Consider the following 19,213-nt stretch of genomic DNA (forward strand, 5'->3'; position numbering starts at 1 on the left):
CGCTTCCGCGGCCGGCCCCGGCGCCCCGCCGCACCGCACGAACGGAGCACCACCATGAACACCGACCCCACGCCCCGCATCGCTGTCGTCGGAGCCGGTCCCGGCGGTCTGACCTGCGCGCGGATCCTCCAGCGGCACGGCATCAGCGTCACCGTCTACGACGGCCAAGCCGGCCCGGAGGCCCGCAACCAGGGCGGCACGCTCGACCTGCACGAGGACAACGGCCAGATCGCCCTGCGCGAGGCCGGACTGCTGGACGACTTCTTCCGCCTCAGCCGCCCCGAAGGGCAGGAGATGCGCCAACTCGACCATGCGACGGGCGCGATCGGCTTCCACCATCTCCCCGGGGAAGGCGAGACCTTCAAGCCCGAGATCGACCGCGGACAGCTCCGCGACCTTCTCCTGAACTCCCTCCAGCCCCACACCGTGCGCTGGGGCCACACCCTGCGTTCGGTCGGCGGCTCCTCTCAGGGACCCCGCCTGCTGCACTTCACCGACGGCACGAGCGCCGAGGCCGATCTCGTCATCGGGGCCGACGGCGCCTGGTCCACGGTGCGCGGCGTCCTCTCCGACGCCACGCCCCGGTACACCGGCATCAGCTTTCTCGAGGCCTGGTTCCACGACGTCGACAACCAGCACCCCGACCTCGCGGAACTCGTCGGCCGGGGCAGCGCCGCCGCGGCCGACGGCGAGCGCGGACTGTTCGCTCAGCGCAACAGCGGCGACCACATCCGCGTCTACGTCATCCAGCGCGTCCCCGTCGACTGGATCACCGCCGCGGGCCTCACGACCCATGACACCGACGGCATCCGGGCCGTCCTCCTAGACCGCTACCGTGACTGGTCGCCCCGCCTGCGGCAGATGCTCCGCGACAATGACGGCCGCTACGTCGACCGCCCGCTGTACGCGCTGCCCGTCCCGCACGCCTGGGAACACGACCCCACCGTCACTCTGCTCGGGGATGCCGCCCACCTCATGCCCCCGCTCGGCGTCGGCGTCAACCTCGCCATGCTCGACGCCTGCGAACTCGCCCTCGCCCTCGCGCACCACGACACCATCGACGACGCCGTCCAGGCCTACGAGAAGACCATGCTCCCCCGCTCCAGCGACATGCAGTACGCCCTCGACGGTCACGCCGAAGACCTGCTCTCCGGCGTACCGCACCACCCGGACGAGGGCGACAACGACTGACCGTACGACCGGCTGACGACCCATCACCGTCCCGCGTCCATCGCCCCATGGGTCGTCCATCCATGGGGCCGATAGCCTCACCCTCATGATCGAGGGTGAGGACGGACGAGCCGGAGACGGTCGTGACGCGCAGGACTGGGCTGCCACGCGATCGTGGGTGGAGAAGCGACTCGCCGACGGGGAGCGGATAGAAGGCGCCGAGCGCTTGCGAGGAGGTTGGACCTCGCACATGCGCGGCCTGAGCGTCTCGGGGCCGGACGGCCGGCGGACTCTGGTGCTGCGGTCCTTCGAGAAGCCTTTCTACATCCGGCACGCTGATGGTCTGCTGTCCCGCGAAGCCGCCGTTCTGCGCCTGCTCGGGGAGACGTCCGTGCCCGCGGCCGCGCTCGTGGACGTCGACTCGGCCGGCACGTGCTGCGACCACCCGTCCTTGCTGATGTCGATGCTGCCCGGGTCCGTCCGTCTGGACGACCGAGGTGCTGAACACCGTGCCGACCTGCTGGCCGCGCAACTGTCGCGCGTTCACCAGATCGAGGTCTCCGCAGAGGCGAGGCCGCGGACCTGGCAGGCGTGGACTTCGCCGGAACGGGTGACGCCACCCGGGTCCACGCCGCGGCCGGAGCTGTGGCAGCGGGCCGTCGACGTCATCCGACAGGGTCCGCCTGATCACCGGTCCTGTTTCCTGCACCGGGACTTCCACCCGGGCAATGTTCTCTTCGAAGGCGACGGGAGCGATGTCCGTATCAGCGGTGTGGTCGACTGGGTGGAGACCTCATGGGGACCGGCTGACCTCGATGTGGCCCACTGTTCAACAGCCCTGGCCCTGCTCCACGGTGTTCCCCTGGGCATGAGCTTCGCGGACCGGTACCTCGCCGCGGGAGGGCGACTGGACGGACGGAGCCCGGCGCACCTGTACTGGCGGCTCATCGACGCCCTCGCCTTCGCCCCGGACGCGGAGAAGGTCGCCGTCCCCTGGCGCGAACTCGGCCGCGCGGATCTGACCCCTGCCCTCCTGACCGGCAGGCTCGAGAACTACCTGGCCGCGCTGTTCGAGCGCTACGCGTAGGTCCGGCCCGAAGCCCCACGCCCGCACCGTCTTCCGGCGGAACGGCCGGTGGCGGATCGGCCGTCGGCGGGCGTGCCGGTCCTCGGCCGGGCCGCGGGGCAGCCGACGTCCCCATGGCCGGCCCGCCATCGAGACCTACCGGGCGCCGTCACCGTCCAGCAGTCGGCGCAGCTTCGTCGAGGCGCAGGAGTCGGGCAGCACGAATCCGCCCGGCGCCTGCGAGGAGTACGACAGCTTCCGCAGCGCGGTCGACGGGAACGGCCAGCACGTCTCGACGGACCAGCGCACACCGCTCAGGTCGGCGCCCGCGAGGTCGGCACCCCGCAGGTCGGCGCCCGAGAGATCGGCGCCCCTCAGCTGAGCCTCGCGGAGTGAGGCCCCGTGCAGGATCGCGCCCCGCAGGTCGGCGCCGGAGAGGTCGGCGTCGGACAGCACCGCGGCCACGAGGTTGGCGCCTGTCAGGCGGGCCCCTGTCAGGTTCGCTTCCGTGAAGTGGGTCGTGTAGAGCTGGGCGTCCGAGAGGTCCGCGCCCGCCAGGTCGGCCGAGCCGAGGTAGGTGCCCGCCAGGTCCGCGCCGACGAGGTCCGCCTCGCGCAGATCGGCGAAAGGCATCAGGACGAAGGAGAGTTGAGTTCCCGTCAGGAGTGCTCCGGCCAGTCCTGCCTGGATCAGGACCGCGCCGTCCAGGTTCAGGCCGGAGAGGTCGATGTGGTCCAGCAGGCCTCCCGGGAGCTGGGCCAGTTCCTCGACGAGGCGCCGCAGTTCCTTGACGGCTGGCGTGCGAGGGTCCCGGCATGCCTCCTGGTGGCCACGCTGCCAGCCGGCCAGTTCGCGAACGCGGTCGAGGCCGGACGGGGACATCGGCATGACCCGGGTCCGGGTCGCCCGGCCCGGTGCGGGAGACGGCGCCTCGGCGTCCAGGAGGACCGTCGGGTCGTACGGAGCAGGGGCACCGGGTGTGGCGCCGGCGCCGCTCCGCGCGGGCCACGAGGGTGCCGCGGACCAGGCACCGGCCGGGCCGTGCGTCCGGGTCCACGCGTCCATCGCGGCTCCTACCATGGCACGCGCGGTACCCGCGTCGGCGGGCCGGTCCTTCGGCCCTGGGGCGAGAAGCGCGAGGACGAGTCCGTCGACCTCGGGAGGCAGCGGCTCGCGGGAGTGGAGGGAGGGCGGGGGCGGCAGCTTCCTCTCGTAGAGGCCGCCGCACTCGGGGCGGGCTCCGGTCAGCAGTTCGTACAGCACACAGCCCAGGGCGTACAGATCGGCCCTGCCGTCGGTCGCCCCGGGTGCGCCGAGCTGTTCGGGTGCCATGTAGGCGGGCGTTCCCACTGCCTGGCCCGCCAGGGTGAGCGGGTGTGCCCGGTCCGGCTCGCGGACGAACCGGGCGATGCCGAAGTCCAGGAGCTTGACGGTCCCCGTGGGAGTGACCATCACATTGCCGGGCTTGATGTCACGGTGCAGCAGCCCGGCCGCGTGCGTGACCTGCAGGGCCCGGCAGATCTGTCCGGCCCAGTCCAGGATCAAGGGCACCGACGCATCGGCGGCGGCCCGGTCCAGGGTGTGGCCCGCGACCAGTTCCATGACCACGAACACCGTGCCGTCCGCGTCCTGCCCGTAGTCGAGCACGGCCACCACGCACGGGTCCCATATCCGCCCGAGCGCTCTCGCCTCCGAGGCGAGGCGTTCCTGCGCGGCCGGCACACCGTATTCCGGCGGCAGTACCTTCAGCGCCACCGTCCGGCCGATCCGTTCGTCCTCCGCGCGCCAGACGACCCCCATGCCGCCCCGGCCCAGCACGTCCTTGAGCCGGTAGCGCCCGGCGAGCAGTGCCTGTGTCATGGCTCCCCCTCGAAACAAATAGCGTCGCACTGACGAGAATTCTCGTCAGTGCGACGCTATCGTGGGCCTGGGCCCCTGTACAACCCGGTCGGCGGACGGCGGCGATCAGCGCACCACCTCGTCGGCCAGAAGGTCCATGAGGAGGCCGTCGTGCCAACTGCCGTCCAGGCCACGCTCGTACCGCCGCATGATGCCGACCGGGCGAAAGCCGACCTTGGCGTAGCAGCGGATCGCCGCGGTGTTGTCGGCCGCGGGGTCGATGGTCAGGCGGTGATGGCCGTGGTCGTCGATGAGGTGGCAGGCCAGCGTCCGTACGGCGTCGGTGCCCAGGCCCCGGCCGTGCACCGTGGGATCGAGGAAGAGGTCGATACCGGCGTGCCGGTAGTCCGGTTCCTCCTCGGCGTGCCACTGGATCATGCCGACGTTCCGCCCTTGATGGACCACCGTCAGACACCGAGTGTCGGCGTCCCGCAGATCGGTCGTGATCTCCGCCGCGAGATCATCCCCACCCCGCCATCGCGCGCGTACTTCCGGCGTCGCCCGGATGGCGGCCAGGACGGGGACGTCGTCCTGGACGGTGGGCCGGAGGACGACGGAAGCGCCACGGAGCACGGTCATGGCCCACGACCCTAGTGCGACCGGCTTCGACGCCGCGCGCGCCGCGACGGGCTCAGCGATGACGACGTTTCCCGAGGACGGCTCCGTTCGCGGTTCCGTGCACCACGGCGCCCGGCACGCCGGCGCGGTCGGTGCCCCGATCGTCCTGCCTCCCGACCGTGGTGCATGCTGTTGCCGTGAGTGATCCTCAATCAGCGTGGCAGGAATGGCTGAACGGCCTGGACGCGCCACGGCGGACTGCTGCGGAGTCGCTGCGTTCCCGGTTCCGTGCACTCGGTGTGGCCGATCCTGTCGACCTGATCACGTCGGAGGTCATCGACGATCTTCCGCAGCTCACGCGGTCCTTGCTGCTGCGGAGCCTGTGGAAGGGTGCGATCGACGGCTGGACCGATCCCGGCTCGCTCGACCAACTGCCCGCCGCGCAGCGGCTTCTCGCCGCCGGGGCGGACCGCGAGGACCTTGTTCGCCTGGTCCGGGCCGTGGCCTACGAGGCGGTGTTCGCGACGCTCGAAGAACTGGACGCGGGCGGAGGCGCGCACGGGTCGGAGGCGGAGCCCGGCTGGGTGGTCATGGAGTCCGGCGAAGACGGCACTCCGACTCGGCGGCCCCTGCCAGGCCTGCACGAAGACCTCCTGACGATGGACCCCAGCGGGCGCGACGGAGCCGACCTCTGGGAATGAGGGCGGTGCTTCGGCCGGGTTGATACAGGTCGAGGCGGGGCCACGACTTCCACGCCGGATTCGCCGTATGGTCCATGCACTCACTGTGTGCCCGTTACCTTGACCCCGAAGCCGACGAGGACGACGAACGCGCGGTCTCGGAGGCGGTCTCGGTGGCGCCCTACACCTACTTCGTCGAGGGGTGAGACGACTGGAAGCCTCTGCGGGATCCATCGCGCGTCCTGTTCGCCCTCACGGAAGGAGACCGACCTCATGGAGTTCGCCTTTTCCGGCCCGGTGATCGAATGGCGCGGACCGTCGCCGTACTACTTCGTGCGCGTGCCGGACGAGGAGTCCGCCGACATCCGCGAGGTGGCCGCACTGGCCACCTACGGCTGGGGCGTGATCCCGGTCGAGGCCCGGATCGGCGAGGTCACCTTCCAGACGTCACTCTTCCCCAAGGACGGCGGCTACCTGCTGCCGCTCAAGGCCGCCGTGCGCAAGCCGAGCGGCCTCGCGGCAGGAGACGCCGTGACGGTGAGTCTGACCGTCCGTCTCCACGAACGCCAACCCCGCTAGGTTCACGGTGACACCGGCGACGGCGGTCCCGAGCAAGTGTGCCGGCTCAACGGTGAGACGACCCAGGAGATGATCTCCGGTCCCCGCTTCCTCGATCGGCGAGCCCTCGTGGCGACGCGTGTGAACGGATCCACCGCAGACGACGCCACCGTGAACCGCTTGTGGCAGGAGCACCTGGGCACCGCTTTCCTACCGGACTGCGCGGAGCGGAGCTGTCCGGCATCGACATGGTGCTGATCGACGCCCAACTGGTGTCGGATTCCGGTCCGGAACCCACCAACTGACCCGGCCTGGATCCGGCACGCCTGATCACGGGCCTGTGTTTCCCTCGAAGGCGCCCAGGTTGATCAGGCTCACCCGGTGGTCCCAGGCGTCCCACCTCACCAGCTTCTGCGCGCCCCAGTAGTAGGTGTCATAGCCCATGAGGTCGCCGTACGCCACGTCTTCGTGTGCGTGGTCGGGTCTCCCGAAGGCGGCCAGGACATCCTCGTACGAGGTCAGGTGGGCGAAGTGCGACAGATGCGGGCCGTAGATCGTGAAGCCGACGACCGTGCCGGCTCGGACCTTGTAGGTCACCTTGTTGGCGCAGTACAAGAACCCGTCCGACCGGGCAGCGTGGTTGACGACCTCGTCGAGGCTCAGCCTCCGCCCGTCCGCGTGGTAGTACTCGCTGTCGATGTCGGTCCCGCCGCGGTACCGGGCGACCACGGAGGACTGGGCCTGGATGATGCTCAGGCGCGGGACGCTGGTGGCCGGTTCCCCCAGGGCTATGCCGTTCATCTCCACAGTCGTGAGGTCGAGGTGGGGCCGGTACAGCAAGTCCAGGTTGTCGAGAATCTCGATCATCGGCAGAGTCTAGGCCGTTCGAACAGCGGCCCTGAAGCAGGCGAGTTGGCCTGTGCGCGGAGGCGGGGAAAGATGTGCCTCTCCCGTTCGCGGGGCCGGTCCGGCCTGAATGTCAGAGGTGTCTGTCAGGCTCTGGGTATGGAGATGACGCTGCAACTAACGATCGACTGCGCCGACCCGGTGAGGCAGGTGGCGTTCTGGAGCGAGGCTCTGGGATACGTGCCCGAACCCCCGCCGGGTGACCATGCCACGTGGCGGGAGTATTGGGCAGACATGGGCGTGCCCGCGGAGGAGTTGCCTCCCGGTGCGGGCGACCTCCCGGAGTCGATTGTCGATCCCGCAGGACAAGGGCCCCGGGTGTGGTTCCAGAAGGTTCCGGAATCCAAAGCCACCAAGAACCGCATTCACCTCGACCTGAAGGTCGGCGGCGGGCGGGACGTCCCGTTGGAGGTCCGCACACAGCGGGTGACCGCGACAGTGGAGAGACTGGTCAAAGCCGGCGCCGCCGTGCTCCGGATCACGGACGCGCCGGACATGGGGCACTACGCCGTCCAGTTGCAGGACCCCGAGGGCAACGAATTCGATGTTGTCTAGGAGTCGTTCGGTCAAGCCGCTCACGCTCATCTGGTGAACTCGGCGACGAGGACGTTCGCTTCGCAGGGAACGAGACCTTGTCGTACCGCCTTGCGACGGCGTGTTGGCACCGGAGCCGAATGACGCTGTATTCGACGGCCTGGGCTTGACGGTCCAGGCCGTCTAGTGCTGTGACCGCGTAGGTTCACCGGGTTGGTGCTCATGGTCCTCGTGCCGGTGGAATGTGACGACACGTCCGATCGGCGCGGGGAGGCGGGATGGCACAGCCGGTCAGGGGCCGTACGTTGGCCGAGCAGGAGGGGCAGAAACGGCAGCGGATCGTGCGACGGGGCAGCACCAGCACGGTGCATTTCCGCAGGGCGATGATGCGGCTGGCCTCAGCGAGCGGGAACACCGTGCCGGTGATCGCGCGGCTCGTGCAGGCGGACGAGGACACCGTCCGGGACGTGATCCACAAATTCAACGAGATCGGGCCGGCCTGTCTGGCCCCTCGGTGGGCGGGAGGCCGTCCCCGCCTGCTCAGCGATGACGACGAGGACTTCGTCATCCAGACGGCCACCACCCGCCCGGCCAAGCTCGGCAAGCCCTTCTCCCGCTGGTCCATCCGGAAACTCGCCGATCACCTGCGCCGCGACCTCGCCCGCCTGATACGGATCGGCCGCGAGGCCCTGCGCTGCCTACTCCGGTCCGGGCGCTCGTGGAGCACGTAGTCGGGGATCCCGCTGTGCCCGGATGCGGAGATCAGCGGCCAGGCTCTTCGCCATGACCCGCTCCCTGCCAACGCCATCGGGCAGAAGATCGCCGGGCTCACCCGTGTCCGTGAAACCGTGCCGCTCATAGAGCGCGGTCGCCTTGCGGTTTTCCGGCATGACGGACAACCGCAGCGTCGCGGCACCGCGCTCCGCCGCCCACCGCTCGACCGCCTGGATCAGGTAGTCACCCACACCCTTGCCCCGAGCCGTGGGGTCGACCCACATCGAGATCAACTCCACGTTCTCTGCTCCCTCGCCCGGCACTCCGCTGGCCATGCCCACCGGAAGACCGTCGAGGAGCGCGACGAGATCGTGCGCGCCAGGAATCGACAGACGGGCACGCCAGCGTTCCTCTCGGTCGCCGGAGCCCTGCCACTGGGCCAGCGTCGATCCGAACGCGTAGGGGGCCTCAGCAAGCGCGGCCAGTCGCAACTCCCGCCAAAGGGGCCAGTTGTCTGATTCCAAAGTGCGTAGTTCAAGCATGATCCGGACCCTGCCCGCCCGCCGGGGTCGGCAGCAAGTTGATTACAACCATGCGAACGAGGTCGTTCAGCCCTGCGACCAGCCGAAACCGGGGAACAGCGGTGACTCGCGCACCCGCAGACCGCGAGACCTCGGTGAACCTATCCGGTCACGGCACTAGTGAGCCTCCGGGTGACCCTGGAGTCGAGATCGCAGAGAGTGGGCAATCCGGTCCGCCTGGTCGGCCGATACGTGCTCGTGCTCGGATCGTCGAAGCAGCTCGAATACGCCCGGCCCACGATGCTCGGGCCGCAGATCTTCCGCGCGCGGAACGATGTGGAAGTGCACGTGCGCGAATCCCTCGGCTTCGGCGAACTGGATGACATAGGTCTTCGCGCAACCAGTCATGGCTCGCAGAGCCCGGGAGAGTTTCACCTGCCACGTTCCCAAGGTGGATGCCTCATCGTCGGTGAGGTCATGAACCGCGGCGACGTGGCGTCGGGGCAGGAGCACCAACCAGCCCGGCAGCGCGGTGTTCACGGCGTGGGCCACCCGCCAGTGCTGGTCATAGGTCACGCGCTCGCGGGGCGGAAGGCCGGCGAACTCTGCTTCCTGGTTGCACGCGAAACAGTCGGGAGTCGTCATGCACCGAGATAGTAGAACTGGCGCATCGCGAAACGCCCCTTGACCTCAGCCCGTGTGTGTCAGGGCGTGGAGAAGGGCGGAGTGTCCTGAGCGCATCTCGTTCCGGGGCGCGCGGACGTCGGCACGCCTCCGCGGCAACGTGATCGAGATCCGTGGGGGACGCGAGACGACGGCAGCCGAACGGCCCAGCCACGGCTGGGCACCGCCTGGCGTGACGGCAGCGAGTAGGCAGGGGACGCGGATCTCGTACGCGGTACGGAGCACCCGCAACGTGCCCAACGGCACCGTGCTGTTCGAACCGGTAATGTCGCCGCCGCGCGGAGCACATCGGCACACGGGGAGAGCGGGGCACCGATGCATGTCCTGGAACCGGAGGATCCCCGGCGGATCGGGGACTTCACGCTGATCGGCAGGCTGGGCGCCGGTGGCATGGGGCAGGTCTTCCTGGGACGTTCCGCGGGCGGGCGGGCCGCGGCGGTGAAGGTGGTCAAGGCGGAACTGGCCGAAGAGCCCGTGTTCCGGGCCCGGTTCCACCAGGAAGTCGCCGCGCTGCGAAGGGTGGGCGGTGAGTGGACCGCGCCGGTGCTCGGCGCCGACACCGAGGCCGCCACACCCTGGGTGGCCACGGAGTACGTGCCCGGCCCCTCCCTCCAGCAGGTCGTCGAATCGGACTACGGGGCCTTGCCCGAGGACACGCTGCATTCCCTGGCCGGGCGCCTCGCCCGGGCGCTGCGCGCCATCCACGGCGCGGGCCTGGTGCACCGTGACCTGAAGCCGTCGAACATTCTGCTGACCGTCGACGGCCCGCGCGTCATCGACTTCGGTATCGCGCGGGCACTCGACACCATCGCGGGCGGTGTGCGGACATCCACAGGTCTGGTGATCGGCTCGCCGGCGTTCATGTCGCCGGAGCAGGTGCGCGGGCAGCGGGTGACGCCCGCCTCCGACGTGTTCAGTCTCGGGTCGGTCCTCGTGTACGCGGCGACGGGGCGGCTGCCGTTCGGCTCCGTCGAAGTGGGCCTGCACGCGCTGATGTTCCGTATCGCCGAGGAGGAACCGGACCTCACCGGGGTGCCCCGGACGCTCACCGGCCTGGTCGCCTCCTGCCTGGCCAAGGACCCGCGGCGGCGGCCCAGCGCCGAGCAGATCGCCGCCCACACCCGCACCGACGTGGCCGACCCCTGGCTGCCCGCGGAACTGCTGGCCGATCTCGGCAGGCTGGCCGCCCGGCTGCTCAACACGGAGACACCACCGCAGGGTTCACCGGCCCTGGAACGGCCCGGACGACGGTGGAAACCGCTGCTCGCGGGAGTGCTGGCACTCGCCGCGGCGGCCACGGGCACGGCGCTGGCGCTCCACTACAACGGTGACGCGGACCCCGGGGCGGACGGGAAACCCTCCTCGACTCCTTCGGCCTCCGAAGGGGCGGCGTCGCGGAGCACCGGGCCGGGCGTCCCGAAGGACTTCGTCGGCGCGTGGGAGGGCGTACTCAAGGGCGATGTCGACTACCCGAGGCGGGTGCTGCGCCTGGACATCTCGACGGGCCGGCAGGGCGACAAGGTCGCCGCCTACATCGACACCGACGGATCCGCGCAGTGCACCGGGCGCGCCGAGCTGGTCTCCGCCGATACCGACTCGCTGGTCGTCGACAAGGGGCAGGTGACCGGGCAGGTACCGCGGGGGCGTTGCAACCCGCCGGCTCGGCAGACCCTCACCATACGGTCGCAGGACGTGCTGGTGTGGAAGTCCGGCGGCGTGACGGCCGAGCTCTACCGGTCCACCGAAGGCCGGAAGGCGGTGCCGGACGAGTACGTCGGCGTCTGGGTGCCGGCGATCGAGGGGAACCGGGACAAGGGGATGCTCCGGATCTCGCAGGGCCCGGCCGGGGGCCGTCTGGTGCAGCTCTGGGACACGGGTGCCGCTGCGGACGGTTCGGAGAACTGCGACAACACCTTCATCGTCGGCGCCGTGTCCCCCGTACTGGCGCTGAGTCCGGCGATGTACGCCGCGGACGCGGCCAAGGACTGCCGTCAGCCCGACTCGATCTTCTTCATGCTCGACCGCAACGGTCATCTGCTGCAGTTCAGCATGGCTGTGGACGCCGAACCGGGTGAATGGGTGCGGAAGTAGCGTCGGCTGTCCCGGAGGAAGTGTTGCGGCGCCTCCCGGACGCCTGGGCGATCGGAGTCCGGCCGGCGCTGCCGGTCTCACGGCACGGCGACGCGTCCGGCGTCCACGCCGGAGGCGGGCCCTCGCGGGCCGCGGAGCGCGCGGACGAGTCGGGGCGTCCTCGCGGCGCCAGTTGTGGCGCGGATGGCCCTCAGCAGTGGTATCCGTCCGGGCACTCGGGGAACAGCACCACGAGCAGGAAGAAGGAGAGGATCGGCGCACTGGACACCAAGGCCATGGCCAGGAATCGCCCACGTGCCTTTCGCCGGCCGCTGACCCGGGCCACCACGAATCCCGCTGCCGGCGCGAGCACGGCAGTGAACAGGGCCATCAGCGCGAACACCCAGCCGATCTCTCGTCGCACGTCGGGCAACCCCATCGCCCGTGCGATCGCCGGGGTGAACAGGATGAGGGGCGTAGACGCCCACCACCACGACAGTGCTCTGATGGTCCGGTCCGCTCGTGCGGGCGTCAGACCGGTCGGCCTCGTTCCCCCGCGACGGCTTTCCGGAGCGCTCTCGGACGGTGGCATGCCCGCATCGTAGGTGGCTACGAGGAGCATGCGGCTGTTTCCGGACTTGGCTTTCCCGTGTACGGGGCCATCCCGGTCGACTCCGAGCCGTGACTACGCCCGGCACCCCCAAGGCCACCCGTGGACTGTTGCCGATCATGCCTATGACCTGCGATGATCCTGGCCCAACCATGATCACGAGAGAGTCCGGGCATGCGAGTTTCGAGGCCAGGCAGTCCCAGCGCCGCGTTTGGACGGAGCAGGAAGCGACCGGGCTTCTCGCTGCTGACCGCGCTGGGTATCGCCGCCGTCTCCGTCACGGGGTGCGGCGGCACCGACGATGAAGGGCTGCCGGTGCGGTTGGTCAACGAGTCGGCCTGGGATGCCCGCGTGGTCGCTTGTCCGCTGTGCGGAGAGCGCGGTGTCGTGGTCGAGGGGGATCCTGACCGAGCACCGGGTGAGGGCGGCGGTATGTACTTCGGGTGGACCGAAAAGCGCCCATGGCCCGTGACGTACAAGGTTGTTGTCCGCGGGGTGGAGTCGGTCTGCCCGTTCATCGACCCCGAGCCAGGCAAGGCGGAGGGCGCGGTGGGCACCCGTGACGTCATCTACGTGGTGGACGAGACCGGGAAATGCGTCGTGGGCCCAGGAAGCATGGACGACATCTGACAGCAGCGGCTGACACTGAAGAAGCCGTCCGCATACGGATCCGGAGTTGCGGCAGTCGGGGGAGCTGTTGCTGTGACCGCGAAGGTTCACCGGTGGTGGGTCGATTCGATGGCTTCCTGTACCAGTACGGTCGGCGCACTGAAGGAGCAGAGGAGCCCCGGTGTACACAAGAGACAGCAACGCTGATGGCCACGACCAGAGGGCCGTGGCCATCAGGTGGATACAGGTCCTGCTGTTCGGAGTCGTTGTCCTGCTGGTCGGATTCCGTATCTGGGAGCGGGAGCACAGCGGTGCCTCGAGTTCGATCGTGTTCGGGCTGGTGGCCACATCGGCACTGTCCATCGGTGTATTGGAACGCTATCGGGCAAGCGCCGCCAAACGAGCTCGGTGACGCACCTTCCAGCGGGATCAGGCCGCCGCTGACAAGGGCCGACCAGCCCAGGGGATGCCTTTCTCGCTGCGGCTGCGGCTGCGGCTGCGGCTGCGGATGAGGGCGCGTGCGCCTCGATCGGGTTCGCTCGGGTCCGGGGATTCGGTCAGTCCGCGCACACGGACAGGCTCGGCCACCGCACCTCCGGCGGTCGGTTCGGACGTCACCGCCCGTCCAACCGCCTCGACCACCAGCCCGGTTGACCTTCGCGGTCAAGCACTATGCGGCGAGCACGCTCGGCTCGCCCAGGTGCGCGGCGGCTGTCCGCCAGGCCGCGGTCACCGCGGCTCGGGCACCCGCTGTACGCGCGGCTTGGTCACCGGACAGGACCAGCGGCGCGCCCACGTGGACATGCAGCTGAGGACGGCGCACCGGTGCCGTCGCGAGACCGGCGAGCTGCTTGACCACGCCACCGGAGACCATCCGCCGGGCGCCGGCCTGGCCTACGGGTACGACCCGAGCGCCGGTGTGCTCGGCGAGCCGGGCCAAGCCGCTGCGGAACTCGCCGGGGGCGCCCTCCGCGGAGTCCTTGCGGCGGGGCAGACCCCCCTCGGCGTAGATGAGGATATGGCGGCCCTGCTGAAGGGCTTCCGCGGCCAGATCGAGGGCGGCCGCAGCGCGGGGGCCGCCCCGGTGCACCGGGATGTGTCCGCCGCGGACGAGGGCGCGGGCGAGCACGGGGATGCGCCACAAGCCGGCTGTCGCCATGACGACGGGTTCGATGCCCAGGCGGTACAGAGCGGCGACCACGATGACGGGGTCCGCGAGCGAGGTGTGATTGGCAGCGATGATGCTGCCGGACTCAAGCTCGGCGGATGCGTCGGTGGTGACCGACAGCCGCCCGAACGCGGGCACCAGCAGGTCGGCGGTGCGGCTGAGCATGAAAGGTCTCCCTGTCTGGACGGCGTTGATCCTCATCCTCGCTCCTGGGCGACGCCGCGGCGTGAGTCCTCGTACTCATCTTCACGGCCTTCAGATACTCGCCCCGGCATGGAGCGCGCGACCGGCCGCGATCGACGCGTCCGGCACGTCAACCCGCACACCGGGCCGCGTACTCAGAACACATCACAGCCGCGGCGCATGCGCTCTCCAACCTCGGCCTGCATCACTCGTCGCGCACGCCGATGATCATTCCTTGGCCGCGAGGACCGAGGCGGCGGCGCTTGGAACTCCTGGACGAAGCCATCGTCACCTGCGACCTGCTTCCACCCGAAGGCGACCGCGGGAACTACGGGTTCGATCAAGGTGTCCAGGCCGCGTTGTTCGCCGGGTCAGGCGCCCGAGAGGAGCGGATCACCGAGGCCGGGCCGTCCCGGTCGGCGTCAGCCCGGACCCCCAGGCGCTCCAGCCGGTCCTCGGTGTCAGCTTTCACTGGTGGGCGTTCAGCGTCCGACATGCCTGCTGCGCGGCGATCGACGAGGCGATTTCCACGACAGGAGGGGAGAGCTCTCCTGTCCGACCCACGCATGAAGTCCCCTCAGTCGCGGGCCCCATGACGGTCGATCACCTGTGCGACCGTATGAGACCCTGCCGTGTGCGGACTTGTCGCCGCGGACGACGGCGAACACCTCCGACACCCTGACCAGTGCCCGGTACGGCGTGCGCTGTCCCCGCGGTCGAGCACCGCTTGCCGATGAACCCGAACCGAATCGAATCCCTGGGGGACTGATGCACTTCACCATCCGTAAAGCGGCGCACCTCGCCGTCGTCGCCGGTGCGGTCGCGGCCGTGTCCGTGGCCGGTGCCCCGGCCGCGACCGCGGAGCCGGTACAGCACGGCTGCGCGTACCCGTACGTCTGCCTCTACGTGAACCAGGCCGCCGTCACCGCCGGCCACCCCGCCGCCAAGTTCCGGGTCGTCACCAGCGGATTCCAGGACGTCACGTCCCGCAATGGTTACATCGTCCTCAATACCCGCAACGACGACGTGGCTTACCTGCGCAGCTCCGCGGGAACGCTCTGCGTCGGCCCGAACACGACCACCGTGATGAGCCCCGGCCTCACCGTCAACGGCGTGAAGATCTCCAGCAGGGCGACCTGCTGATCCCACGGCGGGCGCGCCTGCGCGCGCCCGCCGCGTCCGGCTGGAGACGACCGGCCTGAGAACTCCTGACGCAGTCCCCGTACTGCCGAGTTCTGACGCACGTGCGTGATGACGAGAGTCGATGTGAGAGTGGGCAACGGCCATGTCCGAGGACAGTGTTGTGGATCTCATCCGTCTGGTCGACGGGGAGAGCGGTCTTGAGGTCAGGGTTCTCGGCCGGACGATGCCGGGGGTGTTGACCATGCACGACTACCTCGATGCGGAGATCGTCGTCACCAGTGGCTTCGCCCAAGGGTCACTTGATGTGTGTCTGACCCCGGACGACCTGGACAGCTGGTCGCAGGCACTGAGCGAGCTCGCAGCCGGGCGGAATGCCGTCTGGATGGATGACGGGCGCAACCCCGAGATCCGGTTCGAGCCGTCCGGACAGGATGGCTTTCTCGTGTTCGTGGTGGCTGACATGGCTGCATCGGGGACATCCGTCCGTGTCCCGGTGCGCCTGGCCGACGGATGGGCCGATGAGCACCACGAACGGCTGCTGCGGGTCCGTGCTGCCTGGCCCCAGGAGGTTGTGAGGACCTCTCCCGGTGTCTACGAGTGGCGGCGCTGAACAGTTGCGAACCGGCGTCGGCAGATGCCGGGCGATGACCCGGCAGGCGTGTCCAGCCCCCGTCCCTCCCTTCCTTCCGGGGCAGGTCAGCCTGACGACCGACGAGACGCGACCGCGACCGGCGTGCCTCGCGGCGCGGGGGATGATGGGGAGGGAATGACGGAACGCGAAGGCAGGAGCTTCCATGGCGAAGCGGGTTCACCAACCCCGTGAGGACGCGGAGTTCGATTTCATCCTCGGGATGAGCAAAGTCCCGGTCCTCGCATACTTCACCGGGACCTGGCCCAAGGCGATCGAGCCCTGCCGGGTGATGGACCTCGTCGTGGGTGCTGTCGCCGACGAATACGCGGGTCGCCTGACGCCCGTCCGCACCGACATCACGCGCTGTCCAGCCGCAACCGAGCGATACGGGATCACCGGGGCCCCCTCCTACGTCCTGCTGAAGGAAGGCGAGGTGGTGGAGCAAGGGGCGGGACTCATGACCATCGCCGAGGTACGGACGTTCCTGGACGGCCACCTCTGAGGGGTTGCCGAGGCACCGAGGCCGCGTCGTCCGTCACGCAAGCCGTGGGCGTGCGGTCCGGCCTCCGACTCGGGCGGCGCCGTTCTGCCCGGCGGACCACGTCCCCCGACCACCAGGCACCTGGGAATCGGCGTGGGTCACGTCCGTCCGGTGGGCAGGCGGTGCCGGGGCCCGGTTCCGGTGGGACCGGGCCGGCGGGGGAGGTCGGGCGGACAGGGCGTCATCGGCGGCGCGGCAGCGCGGGCGGGACCTGCCCGGCGGCCATCGCGTCACGCGTGGCCCCTGAGCTCACGTCCGTTGACCATCTCCGATTCGATCCGGACGAACACCGTGCTCCGCGTCGGCATCCAGGAGGTCGGGCCGGCCTCGGTCAGCCGTTCGTGCTCGGCGGGGTCGGTCACGACGGTGGCCCGTCCGGTGACGACCACACTCCAGCCGGACCGGGTCTCCGCGTCGAACTCGTCCGCCTCGAAGGCGACCACGACGCCGTCGATCGCACGCAGGAGTTCCGTGTGTGACGAGGTGCGCAGCAGAACCGAGTCGTCCCTGTCCAGACAGAAGTTGACCGGAAGGACCGCGGGCAGCGCCTGCCGGGTGTACACAACGCGGCCGACCGGGACCTTCGCCAGGAGGCGCAGGCACTCCTGCCGGTCGAGTTCGTGAAACGGGTCTTCCTGGGACATCCAGCCATCGTCCCTGCCCGCGCCGGGACCGAATAGGGCCGGTCGGCCCTACTGAGGGGGAGCCGAAAGGCAGGCCACGTGCCGGACGGCCCAGGCCACGAGCGGGATCGGGATCCAGGGCCCGGGCACCTGGCCCGTGGGCCCGGGATGAGGGACGCCACCCATGCGCGACGGGGAACGTGCCCCAGAACGTTCCGCAACCCGGTCCGGTACTCGTCAGCCCGGCTCGCCCACCGGCAGGGGCTCGCGGACCATGAACACGTCCACCGGGTCCTCCGCCTCGACGGTGAACCCGTACCGCTCGTACAGCCGCCGGGCCGGACTGCCCTGCAGTACGTTCAGCCGGACCGGGACACCGATCCGATCGCACCGCTCCAGCAGTTCGCTCAGCACGCCAGAGCCGATGCCGCGGCCCTGGAGACGGGGCGCCAGGTAGAAGTGCTCGAACCACCGGCAGGTTTTCGTCGGCCGCAGGGCCACACACCCGGCGAACGCGCCGGCGACCTCGATCACCCAGGTGTGGGCCGGCTCGAATCCGTCCCGCAGCCGTTGGCGCACGCGGTGCGGGTCGTAGCGTCCGAGCCGTTCCAGGTCCGCCCGCATCACCACGGCCCGCAACTCGACGATCGCCTCGACGTCTCGAAGTGACGCCGGACGAAGCTCCCAGTCAGCCATGATGATCACACTATCGCCCGGGATTCTTCCCGCTTTCCCGGGTGCGTTTCCGCCGCCGGACCTTGGCGTGTGGGCCTGGTTGATCACCGGGCGTGATCAGAGACCTGCGGCCTTCCGTTCGGCCTCCGTCAGCGGTGGGCCGTCCAGGAGGGGCTCCTTCCGGCCGAGGAAGACACGAAAGAGCATGTCGGGCCCGAGGAGCCGGGCCGGTGATCGCTCCATGCTCATGACATCCAGGAGCACCCGCAAGGCGTGCGGGTTGCGCGCCCCGGCGTCGACGGCGCGGTCGATGAAGGTGGCGGCGACACGTTCCAATCTGCTCGGTGCCTCGTCCGTGGCGCCTGGGTAGAGGGCGTCCTGGCCCACGGCGAGATCCCACGCCTGTCCCACAGGGCGTGCGGCACGACGCTGGACGAGCCCGGCCGTCTCCCGGGAGTCGAGGGCGTGCCTGGCGAGGACCCGCTTGAGCGCCAGGACGCTTTGCGCGGCAGCCGTCAGGCCGTGTCCGTAGACGGGGTTGTATCCGGCGACGGCGTCTCCCAGAACGGCGAAGCCGGCCGGCCAACTCGGCAACTGCTCGAAGTAGCGGCGTTTGTTGGCCGTGCTGTGGGTGGTGACGACATCGGTGAGCGGCTCTGCCCCGGCGAGGAGTTCTCCGATGACGGGATGGGCGAGAGAGCGGGCGAACGGCACGAACTCGGCGTTGTCACGGCTGGGTTGACCTCCTCTGCTGCCGGAGAGGGTGACCAGCCACTGGCCCTCCTCGATGGGGAGGATGATGCCGCCCCTGCCCGGCGGCCGCGTGGGGTCCGCCTGCACGTTGACTATGGGGAAGTCCTCGCCCGCCGAGGCGGGGGCCCGGTAGATCCGGCTCGCATAGCCGACGCCGGCGTCGACGACCCGCTCCCGCACGGGTGGCAGTCCGAGGCCGGTCAGCCAGACCGGTGCGCGGCTCGCGCGTCCGGTGGCGTCGATGACGAGGTCGGCCGAGAGCGTCCCTTCCCCCGAGGTCCCGCGTACGCGAACGCCGGTCACGTGCTCGGCGTCGCCTTCGAGTGCGATGAGGTCGGTCTGCTCGCGCAAGGTCACGTGAGGCCGCTGGAGGACCTCGGTACGGATCGTCGCGTCGAGCAGGTCGCGGCTGCACACGAGGTTGATGTGGTGGGCGTTGTCGAACCGTCTGAACCACTGTCCGGAGGGCGCCTTGCTGACCATGCCCGACATGATCGGCACACGGCGGGCGCCGCGGGTGACGAGTTGATCCGTGATGCCGGGCAGCAGGTCGTCCAGGGCCAGCACCCCGCCTGACCACAGCACGTGGGCATGGCGGGCCTGAGGAAGTCCCTTGCGCGGGGCGGGCAGCAGGGGCAGGACGTCGGACTCGATGACCGTGACGTCCGCGTGGTCGGAGAGGACGGCCGCCGCGAGCATGCCGGTCATTCCTCCTCCGATCACGAGCGCGGCGGGCCGACGACCGGACGTTCTTTCGGGCATGGGCGGAAGCACCCTTTCTGGCGGCCTTCCGGCCGTGAAGGCCCCTGGCGGGCAATCGCCGTCAGAGGCACCGGTGTTCGAACTGCGGGAGACGACAACGTACCGTCAGATCCGGCCACCGGGGCGCGGGCCGCGGTTACGTGGACGCCCGACGC

21 protein-coding genes and 1 pseudogene are annotated in these 19,213 nt (G+C 69.8%); 12 read left to right on the plus strand and 10 right to left on the minus strand.

Features of this window, described 5'->3' with window-relative positions:
* The first annotated feature begins 54 nt into the window (after positions 1-54).
* A complete protein-coding gene (locus ACF07B_RS24685; RefSeq protein ID WP_392180531.1) occupies positions 55-1,191 on the plus strand; it encodes an FAD-dependent oxidoreductase in 1,137 nt (378 codons plus the stop codon).
* An 85-nt stretch (positions 1,192-1,276) separates the two neighbouring features.
* Complete coding sequence (locus tag ACF07B_RS24690) at positions 1,277-2,257, plus strand: phosphotransferase family protein (RefSeq protein ID WP_392180532.1); 981 nt, start codon at positions 1,277-1,279, stop codon at positions 2,255-2,257.
* A gap of 135 nt (positions 2,258-2,392) precedes the next feature.
* Here the strand turns inward: ACF07B_RS24690 and ACF07B_RS24695 are convergent, their stop codons facing one another.
* Positions 2,393-4,096, minus strand: coding sequence for a pentapeptide repeat-containing protein (locus tag ACF07B_RS24695; RefSeq protein WP_392180533.1), 1,704 nt, complete (start codon positions 4,094-4,096; stop codon positions 2,393-2,395).
* Between the two features lie 105 nt (positions 4,097-4,201).
* Entirely contained in the window at positions 4,202-4,714 is a 513-nt protein-coding gene (locus tag ACF07B_RS24700; protein WP_392180534.1) for a GNAT family N-acetyltransferase, read from the minus strand.
* A 176-nt stretch (positions 4,715-4,890) separates the two neighbouring features.
* On the opposite strand from ACF07B_RS24700, the gene ACF07B_RS24705 reads away from it, so the two are divergent.
* The 3 genes from ACF07B_RS24705 to ACF07B_RS24715 all read left to right on the plus strand — a co-directional run bounded on the left by ACF07B_RS24705 (position 4,891) and on the right by ACF07B_RS24715 (position 6,236).
* Entirely contained in the window at positions 4,891-5,394 is a 504-nt protein-coding gene (locus ACF07B_RS24705) for a hypothetical protein (protein WP_392180535.1), read from the plus strand.
* Positions 5,395-5,646: 252 nt separating this feature from the next.
* Entirely contained in the window at positions 5,647-5,952 is a 306-nt protein-coding gene (locus ACF07B_RS24710) for a DUF1905 domain-containing protein (RefSeq protein WP_392180536.1), read from the plus strand.
* A 161-nt stretch (positions 5,953-6,113) separates the two neighbouring features.
* A complete protein-coding gene (locus ACF07B_RS24715; RefSeq protein WP_369485904.1) occupies positions 6,114-6,236 on the plus strand; it encodes a hypothetical protein in 123 nt (40 codons plus the stop codon).
* 25 nt (positions 6,237-6,261) lie between these two features.
* Here ACF07B_RS24715 and ACF07B_RS24720 read toward each other — a convergent pair whose 3' ends face one another.
* A complete protein-coding gene (locus tag ACF07B_RS24720; protein ID WP_392180537.1) occupies positions 6,262-6,798 on the minus strand; it encodes a hypothetical protein in 537 nt (178 codons plus the stop codon).
* A gap of 138 nt (positions 6,799-6,936) precedes the next feature.
* Here ACF07B_RS24720 and ACF07B_RS24725 point away from each other — a divergent pair, with 138 nt between their 5' ends.
* Together ACF07B_RS24725 and ACF07B_RS24730 are read left to right on the plus strand one after the other, a co-directional pair.
* Positions 6,937-7,392 carry a VOC family protein gene (locus ACF07B_RS24725; RefSeq protein WP_392180538.1) on the plus strand — a complete coding sequence of 152 codons (456 nt, stop codon included), beginning with the start codon at positions 6,937-6,939 and terminating at the stop codon, positions 7,390-7,392.
* A 257-nt stretch (positions 7,393-7,649) separates the two neighbouring features.
* Positions 7,650-8,075: pseudogene (locus tag ACF07B_RS24730) on the plus strand (transposase); the annotation flags it as partial.
* On the opposite strand, the gene ACF07B_RS24735 reads toward ACF07B_RS24730, so the two are convergent.
* Positions 8,070-8,627, minus strand: coding sequence for a GNAT family N-acetyltransferase (locus ACF07B_RS24735; protein WP_392180539.1), 558 nt, complete (start codon positions 8,625-8,627; stop codon positions 8,070-8,072). The pseudogene ACF07B_RS24730 and the gene ACF07B_RS24735 sit on opposite strands and share 6 nt — an antisense overlap.
* A 156-nt stretch (positions 8,628-8,783) precedes the next feature.
* Complete coding sequence (locus tag ACF07B_RS24740) at positions 8,784-9,251, minus strand: HIT family protein (RefSeq protein WP_392180540.1); 468 nt, start codon at positions 9,249-9,251, stop codon at positions 8,784-8,786.
* A 354-nt stretch (positions 9,252-9,605) separates the two neighbouring features.
* On the opposite strand from ACF07B_RS24740, the gene ACF07B_RS24745 reads away from it, so the two are divergent.
* Entirely contained in the window at positions 9,606-11,381 is a 1,776-nt protein-coding gene (locus ACF07B_RS24745) for a serine/threonine-protein kinase (RefSeq protein WP_392180541.1), read from the plus strand.
* A 190-nt stretch (positions 11,382-11,571) separates the two neighbouring features.
* On the opposite strand, the gene ACF07B_RS24750 is transcribed toward ACF07B_RS24745, so the two are convergent.
* Entirely contained in the window at positions 11,572-11,784 is a 213-nt protein-coding gene (locus ACF07B_RS24750; protein WP_392180542.1) for a hypothetical protein, read from the minus strand.
* A 360-nt stretch (positions 11,785-12,144) separates the two neighbouring features.
* Here ACF07B_RS24750 and ACF07B_RS24755 point away from each other — a divergent pair, with 360 nt between their 5' ends.
* The gene (locus ACF07B_RS24755; protein WP_392180543.1) at positions 12,145-12,600 is read left to right on the plus strand and encodes a hypothetical protein; all 456 of its coding nucleotides are present in this window, start codon (positions 12,145-12,147) and stop codon (positions 12,598-12,600) included.
* Positions 12,601-13,249: 649 nt separating this feature from the next.
* Here ACF07B_RS24755 and ACF07B_RS24760 read toward each other — a convergent pair.
* Complete coding sequence (locus ACF07B_RS24760; RefSeq protein ID WP_392180544.1) at positions 13,250-13,912, minus strand: lysophospholipid acyltransferase family protein; 663 nt, start codon at positions 13,910-13,912, stop codon at positions 13,250-13,252.
* 786 nt (positions 13,913-14,698) lie between these two features.
* Here ACF07B_RS24760 and ACF07B_RS24765 point away from each other — a divergent pair.
* The 3 genes from ACF07B_RS24765 (at position 14,699) to ACF07B_RS24775 (ending at position 16,206) form a co-directional block, all read left to right on the plus strand.
* Entirely contained in the window at positions 14,699-15,073 is a 375-nt protein-coding gene (locus ACF07B_RS24765; RefSeq protein ID WP_392180545.1) for a hypothetical protein, read from the plus strand.
* A gap of 142 nt (positions 15,074-15,215) precedes the next feature.
* Positions 15,216-15,683 carry a DUF5959 family protein gene (locus ACF07B_RS24770; protein ID WP_392180546.1) on the plus strand — a complete coding sequence of 156 codons (468 nt, stop codon included), beginning with the start codon at positions 15,216-15,218 and terminating at the stop codon, positions 15,681-15,683.
* Between the two features lie 184 nt (positions 15,684-15,867).
* Positions 15,868-16,206: a thioredoxin family protein gene (locus tag ACF07B_RS24775; protein WP_392180547.1), complete on the plus strand. Its 339-nt coding sequence runs from the start codon at positions 15,868-15,870 to the stop codon at positions 16,204-16,206.
* Positions 16,207-16,475: 269 nt separating this feature from the next.
* Here the strand turns inward: ACF07B_RS24775 and ACF07B_RS24780 are convergent, their stop codons facing one another.
* The 3 genes from ACF07B_RS24780 to ACF07B_RS24790 all read right to left on the minus strand — a co-directional run bounded on the left by ACF07B_RS24780 (position 16,476) and on the right by ACF07B_RS24790 (position 19,058).
* A complete protein-coding gene (locus ACF07B_RS24780; RefSeq protein ID WP_392180548.1) occupies positions 16,476-16,889 on the minus strand; it encodes a pyridoxamine 5'-phosphate oxidase family protein in 414 nt (137 codons plus the stop codon).
* Between the two features lie 216 nt (positions 16,890-17,105).
* On the minus strand, positions 17,106-17,564 hold the full coding sequence (locus tag ACF07B_RS24785; RefSeq protein WP_392180549.1) for a GNAT family N-acetyltransferase: 459 nt from the start codon (positions 17,562-17,564) through the stop codon (positions 17,106-17,108).
* A 96-nt stretch (positions 17,565-17,660) separates the two neighbouring features.
* Complete coding sequence (locus tag ACF07B_RS24790) at positions 17,661-19,058, minus strand: FAD-dependent oxidoreductase (RefSeq protein WP_392180550.1); 1,398 nt, start codon at positions 19,056-19,058, stop codon at positions 17,661-17,663.
* Between the last annotated feature and the right edge of the window lie 155 nt (positions 19,059-19,213).

The organism is Streptomyces sp. NPDC015532 (assembly GCF_043078065.1).
Classification (GTDB): domain Bacteria; phylum Actinomycetota; class Actinomycetes; order Streptomycetales; family Streptomycetaceae; genus Streptomyces.

Coding starts and splice junctions, on each gene's coding strand:
- ACF07B_RS24770 (WP_392180546.1), top strand. CDS start 15,216: ATGTCCGAGGACAGTGTTGTGGATCTCATCCGTCTGGTCGACGGGGAG.
- ACF07B_RS24720 (WP_392180537.1), bottom strand. CDS start 6,798: ATGATCGAGATTCTCGACAACCTGGACTTGCTGTACCGGCCCCACCTC.
- ACF07B_RS24775 (WP_392180547.1), top strand. CDS start 15,868: ATGGCGAAGCGGGTTCACCAACCCCGTGAGGACGCGGAGTTCGATTTC.
- ACF07B_RS24735 (WP_392180539.1), bottom strand. CDS start 8,627: ATGCTTGAACTACGCACTTTGGAATCAGACAACTGGCCCCTTTGGCGG.
- ACF07B_RS24790 (WP_392180550.1), bottom strand. CDS start 19,058: ATGCCCGAAAGAACGTCCGGTCGTCGGCCCGCCGCGCTCGTGATCGGA.
- ACF07B_RS24755 (WP_392180543.1), top strand. CDS start 12,145: ATGCGAGTTTCGAGGCCAGGCAGTCCCAGCGCCGCGTTTGGACGGAGC.
- ACF07B_RS24725 (WP_392180538.1), top strand. CDS start 6,937: ATGGAGATGACGCTGCAACTAACGATCGACTGCGCCGACCCGGTGAGG.
- ACF07B_RS24745 (WP_392180541.1), top strand. CDS start 9,606: ATGCATGTCCTGGAACCGGAGGATCCCCGGCGGATCGGGGACTTCACG.
- ACF07B_RS24700 (WP_392180534.1), bottom strand. CDS start 4,714: ATGACCGTGCTCCGTGGCGCTTCCGTCGTCCTCCGGCCCACCGTCCAG.
- ACF07B_RS24760 (WP_392180544.1), bottom strand. CDS start 13,912: ATGCTCAGCCGCACCGCCGACCTGCTGGTGCCCGCGTTCGGGCGGCTG.
- ACF07B_RS24695 (WP_392180533.1), bottom strand. CDS start 4,096: ATGACACAGGCACTGCTCGCCGGGCGCTACCGGCTCAAGGACGTGCTG.
- ACF07B_RS24785 (WP_392180549.1), bottom strand. CDS start 17,564: ATGGCTGACTGGGAGCTTCGTCCGGCGTCACTTCGAGACGTCGAGGCG.
- ACF07B_RS24765 (WP_392180545.1), top strand. CDS start 14,699: ATGCACTTCACCATCCGTAAAGCGGCGCACCTCGCCGTCGTCGCCGGT.
- ACF07B_RS24740 (WP_392180540.1), bottom strand. CDS start 9,251: ATGACGACTCCCGACTGTTTCGCGTGCAACCAGGAAGCAGAGTTCGCC.
- ACF07B_RS24780 (WP_392180548.1), bottom strand. CDS start 16,889: ATGTCCCAGGAAGACCCGTTTCACGAACTCGACCGGCAGGAGTGCCTG.
- ACF07B_RS24710 (WP_392180536.1), top strand. CDS start 5,647: ATGGAGTTCGCCTTTTCCGGCCCGGTGATCGAATGGCGCGGACCGTCG.
- ACF07B_RS24685 (WP_392180531.1), top strand. CDS start 55: ATGAACACCGACCCCACGCCCCGCATCGCTGTCGTCGGAGCCGGTCCC.
- ACF07B_RS24690 (WP_392180532.1), top strand. CDS start 1,277: ATGATCGAGGGTGAGGACGGACGAGCCGGAGACGGTCGTGACGCGCAG.